The organism is Chitinophaga flava (assembly GCF_003308995.1).
GTDB classification, from domain to species: Bacteria; Bacteroidota; Bacteroidia; order Chitinophagales; family Chitinophagaceae; genus Chitinophaga; species Chitinophaga flava.
In genome coordinates, this window is the sequence record NZ_QFFJ01000002.1 from 211,106 (window position 1) to 225,942 (window position 14,837).

The 14,837-nt window shown below is 44.5% G+C and carries 13 protein-coding genes; 11 read left to right on the forward strand and 2 right to left on the reverse strand.

Features of this window, described 5'->3' with window-relative positions:
• Window positions 1-92: 92 nt before the first annotated feature.
• The 6 genes from DF182_RS17135 (at window position 93) to DF182_RS17160 (ending at window position 5,472) form a co-directional block, all read left to right on the forward strand.
• Window positions 93-2,273, forward strand: coding sequence for an outer membrane beta-barrel family protein (locus DF182_RS17135; protein WP_147243460.1), 2,181 nt, complete (start codon window positions 93-95; stop codon window positions 2,271-2,273).
• Window positions 2,274-2,317: 44 nt separating this feature from the next.
• Window positions 2,318-3,049: a hypothetical protein gene (locus tag DF182_RS17140; RefSeq protein WP_113617074.1), complete on the forward strand. Its 732-nt coding sequence runs from the start codon at window positions 2,318-2,320 to the stop codon at window positions 3,047-3,049.
• Window positions 3,046-3,885 (forward strand): SUMF1/EgtB/PvdO family nonheme iron enzyme, encoded by an 840-nt coding sequence (locus DF182_RS17145; protein ID WP_245957478.1) that lies wholly within the window; start codon window positions 3,046-3,048, stop codon window positions 3,883-3,885. The genes DF182_RS17140 and DF182_RS17145 overlap by 4 nt, the downstream gene beginning before the upstream one ends.
• Window positions 3,886-4,007: 122 nt before the next feature.
• On the forward strand, window positions 4,008-4,427 hold the full coding sequence (locus DF182_RS17150; protein WP_113617075.1) for an N-acetyltransferase: 420 nt from the start codon (window positions 4,008-4,010) through the stop codon (window positions 4,425-4,427).
• Window positions 4,418-4,939 (forward strand): hypothetical protein, encoded by a 522-nt coding sequence (locus tag DF182_RS17155; protein WP_113617076.1) that lies wholly within the window; start codon window positions 4,418-4,420, stop codon window positions 4,937-4,939. Before DF182_RS17150 ends, DF182_RS17155 begins: the two co-directional genes overlap by 10 nt.
• A gap of 77 nt (window positions 4,940-5,016) precedes the next feature.
• Complete coding sequence (locus DF182_RS17160; RefSeq protein WP_113617077.1) at window positions 5,017-5,472, forward strand: nuclear transport factor 2 family protein; 456 nt, start codon at window positions 5,017-5,019, stop codon at window positions 5,470-5,472.
• Window positions 5,473-5,537: 65 nt separating this feature from the next.
• Here the strand turns inward: DF182_RS17160 and DF182_RS17165 are convergent, their stop codons facing one another.
• Window positions 5,538-5,951 carry a hypothetical protein gene (locus DF182_RS17165; protein ID WP_113617078.1) on the reverse strand — a complete coding sequence of 138 codons (414 nt, stop codon included), beginning with the start codon at window positions 5,949-5,951 and terminating at the stop codon, window positions 5,538-5,540.
• Window positions 5,952-6,223: 272 nt separating this feature from the next.
• On the opposite strand from DF182_RS17165, the gene DF182_RS32340 reads away from it, so the two are divergent.
• From DF182_RS32340 to DF182_RS17190, 5 genes are all read left to right on the forward strand, one after another.
• Window positions 6,224-6,388: a chryseobasin-related MNIO class RiPP peptide gene (locus tag DF182_RS32340; RefSeq protein WP_153260007.1), complete on the forward strand. Its 165-nt coding sequence runs from the start codon at window positions 6,224-6,226 to the stop codon at window positions 6,386-6,388.
• A gap of 15 nt (window positions 6,389-6,403) precedes the next feature.
• A complete protein-coding gene (locus DF182_RS17175) occupies window positions 6,404-7,528 on the forward strand; it encodes a multinuclear nonheme iron-dependent oxidase (protein WP_245957479.1) in 1,125 nt (374 codons plus the stop codon).
• 297 nt (window positions 7,529-7,825) lie between these two features.
• On the forward strand, window positions 7,826-10,999 hold the full coding sequence (locus DF182_RS17180) for a SusC/RagA family TonB-linked outer membrane protein (RefSeq protein ID WP_113617081.1): 3,174 nt from the start codon (window positions 7,826-7,828) through the stop codon (window positions 10,997-10,999).
• Window positions 11,000-11,008: 9 nt separating this feature from the next.
• A complete protein-coding gene (locus DF182_RS17185; protein ID WP_113617082.1) occupies window positions 11,009-12,532 on the forward strand; it encodes a SusD/RagB family nutrient-binding outer membrane lipoprotein in 1,524 nt (507 codons plus the stop codon).
• Between the two features lie 34 nt (window positions 12,533-12,566).
• Window positions 12,567-14,090 (forward strand): DUF5689 domain-containing protein, encoded by a 1,524-nt coding sequence (locus tag DF182_RS17190; protein WP_113617083.1) that lies wholly within the window; start codon window positions 12,567-12,569, stop codon window positions 14,088-14,090.
• 98 nt (window positions 14,091-14,188) lie between these two features.
• On the opposite strand, the gene DF182_RS17195 is transcribed toward DF182_RS17190, so the two are convergent.
• Entirely contained in the window at window positions 14,189-14,827 is a 639-nt protein-coding gene (locus DF182_RS17195) for a hypothetical protein (protein ID WP_113617084.1), read from the reverse strand.
• Window positions 14,828-14,837: the final 10 nt, after the last annotated feature.

The window sequence follows — 14,837 nt, forward strand, 5'->3', positions numbered from 1 at the left end:
TATAAACGTAAAATTAACATCGGCAGTTTTTTATGAACGGTTATTAAAATAGCGGATGACACCGTATTTTGTTTGCCATTTGATTGTACTGTATGCATAAATTTATCTTGTGTTTGCTGGTGAGCCTTCCCACGTATGTAGCTGCCCAAAAAAAAGACTCCACCATTAAAGAATTGAAAGAGATCGCTGTTGTTTCCAAAAAGAAGACAGTGGAATTTAAGGATGGGAAAGTCGTGTATAATGTCAGTAGTAGTGTGAATGCCGCCGGGAGTAATGCCCTGGAACTGCTGAAACGCTCTCCGGGCGTAATGGTAGACCCTACCAATGGTATCTCCTTAAATGGTAAGTCCGGCGTGACAGTGTATATCGACGGCAAACCCAGTTATATGCAGGGTGATGCACTCGCTGCATTATTGAAATCATTACAGTCGGCCAATATACATAGTATAGAACTGCTGCCTAATCCGTCAAGTAAATACGATGCCGCCGGCAGCGGTGGTATCATCAACATACGCCTGAAAAAAAATACAGCCACCGGCTTTAACGGCGATATCGCTGCCGGTATGCATTTCGGGGAAACACCCAAAACAGAAGCAGCTCTTAATCTCAACTACCGCACCGGTAAATTTAATCTCTATGGTAACTACAACCATTATTTCGGTTATCATAACATGGAATACGACTTTTACCGTATTCAGGAAGGAGAAATCACTGATAACCGCACCCGCGATGTAGATATGCGCAATCCGGTGAACTTTAAGGCAGGTATTGATTATAACATCAGCAGCCGTCACACCATAGGGCTGATGATGAATGCCAACCTGTATTTCGGGCCAGGCATGACAAACACCACCACCTATCTGCATGATGCTGCCACAGAAAAACTGCAGTCCATGCTAAAGGCTACTAACGACTATTATTCCCAGAAACAAAACTGGAAAAACTACAATTTCAACTACCAGTATAAAGATACCTCCGGCCGCCTGTTCACTACAGACCTCGATTACGGCTACTATCGCGCCCGTATCAAAAACATACTGTACAACCACTTTCTTAAAGCAGACAGTGTAACAGAAACGGACAGATATACCCTGCGTACTTTTAACAATAGTGATATCAACATTTACGGTGTTAAAGCTGATTATGAACAACCACTGCATCGTGGAAAGTTGTATGCTGGTGTGAAAGGCAATGCGGTTATCAGTGATAACTGGGTACAGATTTTTGATGTGAAGAATGATGTGGATTATCTGAATGATCTGAAGAGTAATACCTTCCGTTATGAAGAAAGAGTATATGCCGCCTATCTGATGGCCGACCAGCAATGGGGCAAATGGAAAATACAGGCTGGTGTGAGAGCAGAACAAACCACAGCTGATGGCGTATTAAATGCTAAAAGTTTATCTACTGCCAAAGATACCGTGCAACAGGTAAACAACCGTTACCTGGACTTTTTCCCATCCATGCAGCTGTCTTTCCGCCAGTCGGAGGAACATAACTTCACCCTGTTGTACAACCGGAAGATAGACCGGCCTACCTATACAGATCTGAATCCTTTCAGTTATCAGCTTGATGAATTATCGTCCTGGCAGGGTAATGCTTTCCTGCGTCCACAGTATTCCAACAGTGTTACGCTGGGATACAATGCCACCGGCATACTGGCAGCTACGTTAACGTATACACACAGACAGGATATGTTTGTACCGGTAACAGACAGCCTGGCTGGTAACAGAATGGTGATGACACCTAAAAATGTGGGTTCCCAGCATCTGCTGTCCCTGAATATTTCTTCCAGTGTGTCTCCTTTGCCCTGGTGGAATATCACAGCCAATGTGAATGTTTTCCACAAACAGAATATCATCAGTTTTGATGAGCTGCGCAAGGCTACTCTGCGTATAAATACTGTACTGTTGAATGTGCAGCAGGTGTTTGATCTTGATAAAAAGACACAGGCGGAAATCAGCGGTAACTACCAGTCTCCGGACATCTACGGTGGTTTTCAACGGAGTAAACACAACTGGCAGGTGAATATCGGGGTACAGCGTAAAATAATGAAAGGCAATGCCACTGTCAGGGTGGGTATCAATGATCTCTTCCAGACTTACCGTTGGTATGGGGTTCGTGATTTTGATGGACTGTACTACCGGAACCGTGGTATGGAAGACTCCCGTCAGTTAAGACTAGGCTTCAGTTATCGTTTTGGTAACATAAAACTGGCAAAATCAAGGGAACGTAGCTCCGGATTGGAAAACGAATCCAGAAGGGTAAAATAATAGCAATAAACAATTAATTTAGCGGTCTAAAATCGAATATACTAATGAAGTATCTGATGTTTGTAGCCGCCCTTTTTGGAGTATTGCGTCTTTCTGCCCAGGAAGAGACCGAATACAGGGATCCCAGCAAAACAAGCCAGTCTTATGGCGACTACAGAGGAAAAAAAACAGTGCCACCATACGGACTGGCAAAAGTAAAAGCACTGATTGACAAGACCCCTTTCGGTGACGATGAGAGCCTCCGGCTCAGCAACAAGGATTATATGGGGCTTTCCCTCCGGGAGAAGTTTACCTACCACCTGATCCATGCGGAGATCTCTGCTCAGAACTGTGATGTGCGTCCGCCTATACAGGATGAAGACAAGAAGATATTCGGCCAGATGGCAGAGGGTTTTAACGAATCTGTCTGGAGCGATCGTCAGTCCAAGTTCCTGATCAGCAATCGGGATTCCGTGATGGCACTGATCAAAGAGTCGGTGAACCGCAGCAAAAGAATGGGCGCCAACTATAAGATGGCGATCACGGAAGTCAATGGATGGGAGATGATTCCTTTTATCATTGATCTCTACAATGCAGACCATAAAGACCGGGACTTGCTGACCCTGTTAATGTTGCTGCTGAAAAACAATGAATACAAGCCTTTCATGACGTCGCTGTCATATCGCAAACTGTATGGTGATGACGGCAACTATCAGTCTTATATTGATTTTAACAAGGCCAATGAAGACCTGATCATGCAAAGGGCCAGAGATTTTTATAGCACCCGCGGCAAATGAAGACGTTCCTGAAATATTGTTTACAACATATTACCCCGGTTCTGCTGATGCTGGCCGGGGTAAATGCTGTTAAGGGCCAGTCTCCTGCCTTTGTGCATGTGCCGGCAGGAGAGTATAAGGTAGGGAAGAAGGATTACCCCATGAATCCTTTGCGGATTGTACATACCGATGGATTTGATATCGCCGCCACAGAACTTACGAATACTGATTTTGAAAAATTCGTACAAGCCACTGGTTATGTCACCGATGCGGAACGCCTGAAAAACGCGCTGGTATTTGAGCCTGGCCTTCGCGAATTCCGCTGGCTGGAAGATAGTACTGCTTACTGGCGTTATCCTAATGGTATCAGCCGGGGTGGGATTACCAGTAAAATGAATCATCCTGTAACCTGTATCAGTTACCGCGACGCCATCGCCTATTGCCAGTGGGCCGGCGTAAGACTGCCCACTCTCGATGAATGGGAGATCGCTTCCCGTGCAGGCGCCAGCACTACCTACTTCTGGGGGGATGATCTGCTGGAGATATCCACTTATGCTAATGTATGGCATGGGCGCGATCATCTTAAGGCCGATAGTAGCGATGGGTTTTTGTATACCGCTCCTGTAGCGAGTTTTAAGCCCAATCCCTGGGGATTGTATGATGTATACGGCAATATCTTCGAATTCTGCGAAGGCCGTGCACCTACCGATGAAAAAAACAGCCGTGTCGTGCATGCCCGCGGCGGCTCCTGGTGGTGTAGTAAAAACTCCTGCAGCTTCTTTAACTCCGTGGATATCGGGCGTGTAAAACGCGGAGCTTCCTTTAGTAATCTGGGGCTTCGGGTAGTGAAAAAGTAAGTCTGGCTATTATGCTATCTGCAAAAAAAAACTTTACATTTTTTGTAAAGTTTTTTGTATTTTAGGTAATGGAAATTATTGAACTTGTTTCAGATAAAAGAAAAAGTGTCATAATAACCAGCATGATGAAAGATGAAGTAAAATCCTTACCTAAAGGCCGATTTTACTTTAATTGGAAGGTATTAGAGGAATCAAGTACGATATATAAGTTACAACTAAGTGGAGAAGAGGATATTCTTGGGCTGGTAGCATTAATCCATTTTCCGGAAGAATCCCGGATTGAGATAAAACTGATCACTTCTTCAAGGGAAAATATTGGGAAAAAGAAAAAGTACGACGGTATTGTTGGTTGTCTGATAGGGTTTGCCTGTCAGTTGAGTTTGGAAAAATATGGTGAATTTGCTTGTGTCTCATTGGTTCCAAAGACAGAAATCAGGCAACACTATATCGAAAAATATGGGATGCTGGATGCCGGTTGGCAGTTGTTTTTGGATGGGGGGAGATTGCTGAACATCGTAAAAAAATATGTACTATGCGTTTGAAAGGGCTTACAAAGAAAAAGTTGGCGGATATTGGAGATAATTATGTGTTGACTGAAAAACTTTCTCCTGGGCAGGAGGCTTTGGCTAGAAAACAACTGGCGGAAGCCCGGAAAAGGACGCAGGCTGAGATGTCGGAGCGGGAAAAACTGATAGCTAATCTCCTTCAGTTGAAATTTCGTTTGGAAGACTATATCAATAACAAGGAATTTGATGAGCAGAAGACATTTGGATATTTTTTAAAAGAATACCTGCAACTGATTCATAAGAAAAGGAATGAGTTTGCTGCTGAAATAGACATTCATGAAACGCTGCTTAGTCAATTAATTAATAACCACAGATCTCCCAGTGATAATATTATGATCAGGTTGGAACTTCACTCCAATAATTCCATTCCGGCAACCTACTGGTATAAGCTTGTTGAAAAACAGAAAGAACATTATATAGGAACCAATAAGGAGCTGAGGAAAGCCGAAAAAAAGTTTGTCCGGAACAGAATTAAGGTCTCTGTTTAAATACCTCCCTTTTTTTATAAACGGTAGCCATCATATGCAGCTTCATTAATACCTTGCTGGTATCAACTGATATGCTTATGAACAAGACTGTAGCAAGTATCCTCGTCCTATTGCTGGGCGGTGTGTTCACCTCCTATGCCCAAACCAAAGCAGATTCGCTGGCTATCCGGCGGGCAGCGCTGGATTACATTGAATCCCAACACAAGCCTGACTCCGCGCAGATGGCGAGATGTCTGCATCCGCGACTGGTGAAACGTACCTTCTGGAAGTATCCCCGACAATCAAGGGAGTATCTGCGTGAATCACATGCAGATGAAATGGTGATGCTGGCGGCTTCCTACAATGTCAAAGGTGATAAGTTTCCGGCCACTCCCCGGAAGGAGGTGGTGTTGCTGGATGTTAGTTCCAACACAGCTTCTGTAAAGTTGTATGCCGATGACTGGATTGATTACATGCACCTGGCAAAACTCAACGACGAGTGGAAGATCGTGAATGTATTATGGCAGTTTAATGATGTCAAAAGACACCAGTAAGGGGTAGAAACGTATTGAAAGGGAGATGCCGGTAAATGGTGTCTCCCTTGTTATTTCGTATAGCCTTATTTGATAGTAATGCCTTCTTTCTTTCTCCGCGCCAGTTCTTTTGAACTCACCTGAGCTGCAAAGAATAATCCCAACATGATCATGGTGAATAAAAATGCTAAAAATGAGGATACTCCTTGATTCGTAAAGGCGTTCCACCACAGGAGAATGTTAAAGGGAACCATCAGGTAACCAACTATCTTACCTATGAGAATAGCCACTTTATGTTCCCAGTCTTTGGCAATTCGGGCGGGCGGCGCAGCAGGTGTAGCCACTGGCTGGCTGTGTGCAGATGGGCTGTAATTGGGATTTTGAATAGTGAACTGAGAGTTACAGTATTGACAGTCGATTGTAGCCTCCCGCTGTGTGGATGGTGCTACCGGAGGTGTAAACGTAGTGGCGCCGCAATTGGGGCACTTCACATGCTGCATGTTGTATCGTTTTTTCGTATAATCTTATTAGATAGATATGTAGCACTGCAATCGGGATATTTTGATATGCTGCATATCAGAGTTGGACTCTATAAAACGAAGATATATTTTTTATATAATATTTTATATCCCTCGCAATGCTGGTGCTGTCGAAGATTTCGTCAAATTTTCATGTTGAAAATTCTCTGTAACTTTTGTTTTATGTTCCCGTTTAATAAACATACTAGTTGCAACTGTATGCATTTATTCATCCCCTAAAAAAAATCAGTACCATGAAATTGCCCAAATCACTGCTCGGTGCTATCCTGGTGGGTATCACGATGCAGACTGCCACGTCCTGCAAAAAGGATAAAGCTCCTACTGTAAAAGAGGAAAAGAAAGAAGCCACGGAAAAGAAAAGCATCCCGAGCAATTGCCCTGGTTGCGGTATGGGTTGATTAATTTCATAGAAGGTGCCGGAAATATTATCAACAGTAGCCTGTAATCTCGACAACGACATACTGGCCGCCTGTCTTCCATTAATGGAAGCATCCAGGGTAGAAGCCATTGAATGGGCATTTGATACTTTATTTAATGTAACAGAAGTGCCTTCCTGGTTTGAAGAGCTGTTGACAGCCTACAGTCAGGAAAACAGACTCATAGGTCATGGTGTGTTCTTTTCTCTTTTCTCCGGAAAATGGTTGCCAGAGCAGGAATCCTGGTTGAAGCACCTGAGAAAGGTGAGCAATGATTTTCACTTTGATCATGTGACAGAACATTTTGGTTTTATGACAGGAAAAGATTTCCATCACGGAGCTCCCCTGAATATACCATATACCACTGCTACCCTGGACATAGGACGCGACCGGCTGAAAAGGATCTGTGAGGCTTGTAGTTGCCCTGTGGGCCTTGAAAACCTGGCCTTCTCCTATTCTCCTGAGGAAGTAAAAAAACACGGCGCCTTCCTGGACCAACTCCTGGAACCGGTCAACGGCTTTATCATCCTGGACCTGCACAATCTCTATTGTCAGGTCCATAATTTTAATCTTTCTTTTGATGATATCAGCATGTTGTATCCACTGCACCGGGTCCGGGAAATCCATATCTCTGGCGGCAGCTGGGAAAACTCTATTGCAACACCTGGCAGAAATATCCGTCGTGATACCCATGATGATGCCGTTCCGGAGGAAGTGTTCGCGTATCTGGAGAAAGCCATAGATCTTTGTCCCCATCTCAAATATGTAGTGATGGAACAGCTGGGAACGGGACTCTACACCGATGCCAGCAAAATCGCGTTCCGCAACGATTTCCTGCGGATGGACGATATCATCAAAAACAAAAACAAAACTATTGCTGTTGCTAATTCCTTTCTGCCAGAGACGCTGATTGTTCCTCCTGAAGTAAAGGAAGATCTCTCTTTGTATCAGCAACAACTGGAACTTTCGAATATTCTTGAAACAGCACTTTCATATGAAACTGCAATGACTGCACTCAGCTCCTCCTCTCTGGCACATTCGGCCTGGCAAATAGAACAGTGGGACCCTGCCATGATTGAAACCGCAGTGAATATTGCACAGAAGTGGAAGAAAAAAACATGATCCGTTTGTTTCACAACTACAGGATAAAAAAATACAGAACTAGATAATTTATTGGTCGATAGGTGCTGAAAGCCTGTCAGTTATTACAGCAAAAGCAGACGCTTTCCTTTAAGGAAAGCGTCTGCTTTTTTATACGAAAAAAGAAAGAAAATGAAAGTTTACACAACGTTAATGTTAAATAAGTGAAACTTTCTGGAATTCGCTCTACTTTGGCGGCCGCATTGCGTACTGTACTAAAATCAACATTAAACAAAAGTTATTATCGCGCGGTAACTAAAGCTTAAATCAACCTTCACAATGAAGAATTTTCTACTATTCTTCGTCATCTTCGTGATGACGGATACCGTACTTTTTGCCCAGCAGAAAAAGATCACGGGAACGGTGAGAGAACGCGCGGACAACACGCCTCTTCCCGGCGTAAACGTGCGTGTAAAAGGTACTTCAAGAGGCACACAAACCAATTCTGAAGGTGCCTATACCATTTATGCAGATGAAAAGGACACCCTGATGTTCTCTTCTATTGGTTTACAACCACACCAGGTGGTAGTGGGTAATCGTGTAGTCGTTAACGTGATAATGGGAAGTGATGTAAAACAACTGGATAATGTAGTTATTACAGCATTGGGTATCAAACGTGATGAAAAGGCTTTGGGATATGCTGCTACTGTTGTTAAAGGTGAAGACCTGACCAATGCCCTGTCTAATAACTGGACAGATGCCTTGTCTGGTAAAGTAGCCGGTTTGAACCTGATCCGCTCCAATGGCGGTCCTACCGGTTCCAACAAAATCATTCTGCGTGGTGAGAACAACCTCACCGGTGAGAATGAAGCCCTGATCGTAGTAGACGGAGTGGTTATCAACCATGGAAGTGGCCGCCGTACATCTATCAGCGGAGAATCTGCCTATGGTACTAACAATGATAATATGCCTGCCGACTATGGTAGTGGACTGAATGATATCAACCCGGAAGATATCGCCTCCATCACAGTGCTGAAAGGGCCAGGTGCAGCGGCTTTGTATGGTCAGCGTGGCGCCAACGGTGCTATCATCATTACCACCAAATCCGGCGCCAGCAAAAAGAAAGGATTGGGTATTGCCGTTAACTCAAACAATGCTTTTGAGCAGGTAAACCGCTGGCCCGATCTGCAATATGAATATGGTCAGGGTCTGGATGGATCCGACTACTATTCCTATGGTACTTCTCCTTCCGGTGCCAGCACCAGTGGTACCAGCTCTTCGTATGGTCCTCGCTTTGATGGTCAGCTGTTTTATCAATATGATCCATTGACACAAGCACAGAGTAAAACCAAAACACCATGGGTACCCTATAAAACACTCAACTCATTTTTTAATGTCGGTGAAACCTATACGAACTCCGTAAGCCTGGATGGTGGAACAGATAAAACCACTGCCCGCTTCTCTTTCACCAATGTTAGCAATAAATGGATCATCCCTAATACCGGCTATAAACGTAATAGCCTGGCCATGTCGGTAAATTCCAAAATCAACGATAAACTGCAGGTATCATCCAAAGTAAACTATACCAACAAATTCAGTGATAACCTTCCCGGTGCCGGTTATGGTAACCAGTCGCTGATGTACTGGTATATTTTCTGGCAACCCAATGCGGATATCAACTGGCTCAGAAACTACTGGGTAAATGGACAAGGCAACAAACAAATCAAATATCCTTTCAGTAGCTATCCTTCCAACCCGTTTGCAGTAGCTTACGAGTATCTGAATAAATCCAACAGGCATAATGTTACCGGTAACTTTACCGCTACCTACAGCTTTACCAAAGAGCTGAGCCTGCAGGTAAGAACTTCTATGGACCTGTCTTATGAAATGCGTTCCCAGCAACGTCCTTACGGTGCTGGCGCCAAATATGCCAAAGGTAGTTTCCGTGCTCAAAACATCTTCTCTATGGAAGCCAGCAGTGACTTCCTTCTGAAATACGCCAAAAAATTCAACAGGGATTTTGACTTCTCTGCAACACTGGGTGGAAGTACGCTGCGCAACAGTTACAACCGCGATGAGAACCGTGCTGACTCACTCACATATCCTGGTGTATACACACTGGCCAATGCTGCTGGTCCTATTGTGACCATGCCATGGAAGTCAAAATATGCGATCAACAGTATCTACGGAATGGTGACCGGCGCCTATAAAAACTACCTGTTTGCCGACCTGACCGCCCGTCAGGACTGGAACAGCGTACTGGCAACACCTACCCGTACCGCCAACACCGGATTCTTTTATCCATCTGCCAACCTGAGCTTTGTGTTGTCAGAAGTAGCGAAACTGCCTGCTGCCATTGATTTTGCCAAACTGCGTTTCTCTGCCTCCGGTGTAGGTAGCGGCGGTACTGTACCTTATACCACCGCTTATTATTATTCCCCTGCAGGAAGCCTGTACAGTGGTGGTCTGACGATGCCTTCCACACTGGCTAATCCGGACCTGAAACCACTGCGTACCATTACCTATGAAGTAGGTACCAACGTAGTATTGCTGAAAAACAGACTGGGCTTCGATGTGGCTTTATATACCGGCCGTACCAAAGACCAGATCCTGAGACGCTTTACTGATCCGGCTTCCGGATACACCAACGCCATCATCAATGGTGGACTGGTTGTTAATAAGGGCCTGGAAGTAGCCATCAATGGTACTCCGCTCACTACCAGAAGTGGTTTTAAATGGACTTCCAACTTCGTTTTCTCTACCAATAAAAATGTTATCAAATCACTGCCCGATAGTTCTATCGTGCTGCAAACCGGCCCTGTGGGCGGTGGACAGATCGTAGCCACTGTAGGTGGCAGCATGGGTGATCTTTATGGAAGAGGTTATCTGCGCGCTCCGGACGGACAGATCGTATATGATCCTAAAACCGGCGTGGCACTGCTCACCACCGATGTGGTATATCTCGGCAATACCATCCCTAAATGGAAGATGGGCTTAACGAATAATTTCTCCTATAAGCAGTTTAGCTTTAATATCCTCTTTGATGCGCAGTTTGGTGCTGTAGCACACTCTCTGACCCATTATAAACTGGCAGAACAGGGTAAAACTACCAACACGCTGCCTGGCCGTTACAGCGGTATCATTGGTAATGGTGTAGTATTAAATGAAGACGGTTCCTACAGAAAAAATGACGTCATCGCTACCAATATCGATGAATACTACCGTTCTCACTATGGTCAGGATAACGGTGAGGGAAGCACTTTCAGCACCGACTTTATCAAATTGAGAGAAGCACGACTGGATTATACACTGAAACCTTCCACCGCTAAAAAAATCGGTCTGCAACGTTTAACCGTGGGCGTATACGGTCGTAACCTGGCTATCTGGTCACCATGGCCCATCTTCGACCCTGAATTTGGTACCCTCAGCGGCACAGACATTATCCAGGGCTTTGAAATCGGGCAGTTCCCATCTACCCGCACCTTCGGTTTTAACCTAATTATTGGCCTCTAAAAAACGGATATGAAGAAGTACATATATATCATAGGATGTGCTGCTGTAATGTTCAGTACTGTGCTCACTTCCTGTAAAAAGAACTTTGAAGAAATCAATACCGACCCTAACAGTACCGAACATGCACTGCCACAGCAGCTGCTGGCGCCGGCACTGGTAAATACGCTTTCTGCCAACCTTAGCAGAAACAGAAACTTTAACAATGAGTTGATGCAGGTGACGGTAGATATCAATGACGCGGAAGGTAAAGTATTCCGTTATGATTACCGTTCCAGCTGGTCAGATTATCTGTATACCGCCTGGTATAGCAGGCTTACCGATTTTAAAGCCCTGTATGCAACGGCAACGGATACACTGACTTATAATCAGTCGTTCCAGGGTATCTCCCTTATCTGTCAGTCATGGGTCTATTCCCTGATCACTGATACATATGGTGATGTGCCTTATTTTAAATCCAATATGGCTAAGGACAGCGCTATTTCCTATCCGCCTTTCGACCGCCAGAAGGATATCTACTTTGATATTTTCAAACAACTGGAAAAAGCCAACGAGCTGCTGAAAGCTAACGTCAGCATCCCCGGCGGCAGTGATCCGGTATATGGCGGCAACGTCGGCAAATGGCGTAAGTTCGGCAACTCTCTTTATCTCCGGTTATTACTGCGTTTGTCTGGCAAAGCAGAAGTAGCAGACACTTGTATTAAGAAGATCAAGGAGATTGTAGATGTGAACACTACCCAATATCCAATCATGGCTAACAACGACGAGTCTGCCATCCTGCGCTGGACTGGTGCAGGGCCGCTGGTATCACCGCTGTTGAACGTACGTGAACAGGACTTCCGTTCACCTGGTGTGGCTAGTTTCTTTATAGATCACCTGGCTGCCTGGAATGATCCGCGCATCGATATTCCTACTTATGGCGCCAATGGTTACAACAGATGGGCCCTTGTTCCCTATAGTGGCATGTTCAAGGGTGTTCCCAGCGGATACGCACCGGGAGAAAATCCTCAGAAGATGAGTTATTTCAACTCCTATGTGTCTACCCTCAGTGCACCTAGTCTCATGAACGATCCGATGACAGGTATGATCCTGAACTATCCGGAAGTATGCTTTATCCTCGCGGAAGCTGCTGCCAAAGGATGGATCAGCGGAGCTGCTGACCAATACTATAACAACGGAGCGATGAACTCCATTACACAATGGGTGCCTAAATTCACTGGCCCTATTACTACCTGGCTGGCTGCTGCTGATATTCAGTGGATCGAATCCGAAACACTGGACCAGAAGATGGAGAAAATACACCTGCAGAAATACTACGCGCTTTTCCTCACCGACATGCAACAGTGGTTTGAATACCGCCGTACCGGCCACCCGGTGCTGCCGAAAGGAAATGGTCTGAAAAACAATGGTATCATGCCGGCAAGGATGACTTATCCGGTGTTTGTACAATCCGCTAACCCCAGCAACTATAAAGCTGCCGTGGCAGCACAGGGTGCGGACCTGATCTCTACCCAGGTATGGTGGCAGAAACCGTAATGCAGGAAAAATTATTGCGCAAAAAAGGTAAATAATGAACAAGATCAATATCAATATATATTTCTCTTTGTTATGCTCCCTGGTGCTTTTATGGGGATGTAAGAAAGAAAGTTATCCCGGTGGGGAGATCAGTCAATATATCGGTATTCTGGATATACGGACTTTATATAAAGGCAGTGATGTGACTTTGACCCGGGAAAACATGGACGGTTCCGGTAAACTGGCCGCTGTAGTGATTTCTGATCATAGCGGTGGTAATATGCCTGCCGGTTTGCTCGTGGTACAGGATTCCCGCCGTCTCTCCAAAATCAGAGGTATCAGTATCGCACTGGGTGCAGATGCTGCAAAGTATGTACCCGGCGACTCCGTGATCATCAATGTGGAAGGTGCTGTGCTGAAAAGAGTGAATGGTGTTCTGCAACTGAGCGGTATCAACAATAGCGCTATTACTAAAGTGGCTTCCGGCCTCAAAATACCGCTGAACAGGGTGACCTCCAGTCAGCTACTCGCTTTTCCGGACAACTATGAAAGTACGCTTTCTGTAGTGATCAAAGGTGGGCTGGACCCGCTGCCACCAAGCCCGGTAGCCATCCGTGGCGAAAAGGTGCTGACCGATGGTTTTGGTAACGTTACAGTACACACGGAAAATACCGCCACTTTTGCGGACAATACGGTGCCTTTCCTCGCCAACTATTTCGGTATCGTGTTTAACGCACCTTCCGGCGATACGCTGGCGCCGCAGTTAAGACTGCGTAGCGCGGATGATATCACCGTGTTAAGTTCTGCTGTAACACTCACACCACTGGTAATCTCCGGATTTGTAAACGATCCGATCAGTACAGACGCCAACTATGAATATGTTCAGCTGCTGGCAACACAGGACATCGACTTCTCTGTTACTCCATATTGCCTGGTAACAAACAATAACGCCAACGCCTCTACGCCGACAGGTTTCCCTACCAATGGCTGGGCTACCGGCGGTCTGCGTACCTATAAAATCAACATTACATCCGGAAAAGTTGCTAAGGGCAAGTTCTGTTATGTAGGAGGTACCACCAAAATGATCATGGGAGATAAAACTACCGTACTGAGCGATGCTAACTGGGTAAGAATGACCGATTATTCCAAAGTGGATGGTGATGACTTTGGCACCAAAACCGGCAACCTGCTGGCCAACAGTGGCAACGCCTTTGGTATCGCCGTATTTGAGGGCACTAAAGTTACAGCCGCTACCGTACCGGTAGATGCTATTTTCATCAGCGGCGGTGGTAGTATCTATTCAGCAGGTCCGCCTGCCGTAGGATACCGTATTCCCAACAACGACTTTTATGATATCAAGGACCCTATCACCCTGAAGGACCAGCCTTTCTTTAAAGCAGGTACCAACAGTGTTTTCCTGTCGTATCTTTCAACAGATGGAATTTTTGTTAAGCTGGGTGGTGTTTACAATCCTTCTCTGGGTAGATGGGTAAAAGCCCGCACACAAGTTAATACACCGATTACTAAAACTTCCGTGCTGTCAGAGATAGAAGAAAAAGACGTTACTACGCTGAAATAATATGATCTGATTTGGAATCGGGGCCACTCTTGATAAAAAGGGTGGCCCCGGTTATTTGTGAGGGTTACTTTTATTATATGGCTGATGTTCTTCTGAAATTAAATATTAACGTCCCGACTCAAAATATCGACTATATTTTCATCAAGAGGAATTACTTCCATTGGGTCATGTGTAATTTTGTAAACTCTTTTTTCAATATCTATTCCTATGAAGTCTCCATCTTCCAAATCCTTGATGTGGAAAAATTCTTTGCCCCCTATAAAAACAACATAAACTTCAGATGGATTCATTCTGGCTTTCTCTTGCTCAGTCAAGATGTTTATAATTCGTTCAAAATCAGATTCTCCAAGAATTTCCTTTTTAAAATCTGCAATATCAATTTTATTGGTAACAATCTTGTGTTTCTCTCCTTCACCTAAAGAATATCCACTAATCATACCAGCTGAAACGTAAATTTCATATGGTACAAAACTTAATGTTTTATCATCAAATACTTTTATATTAGTGAGTTTATAGTCATTTTCATTTTCATTTTCATATTTTTTCAAAACGCCTGAATTAAATGTAAAAGCAACAAACCCAGGGATATCACTTACATTAACAAGCACACCTCTAAATAAACCATCATTAATTTGATCTATTAATGCTGAATATTCTTTGGGAAGTGCCATTAGCGTGTTACGAAGTAATTCTGTTTCCCAAAGTTCGATTTTTGTTCTTTTGAATAATCCGAACATCTTTTGTTTA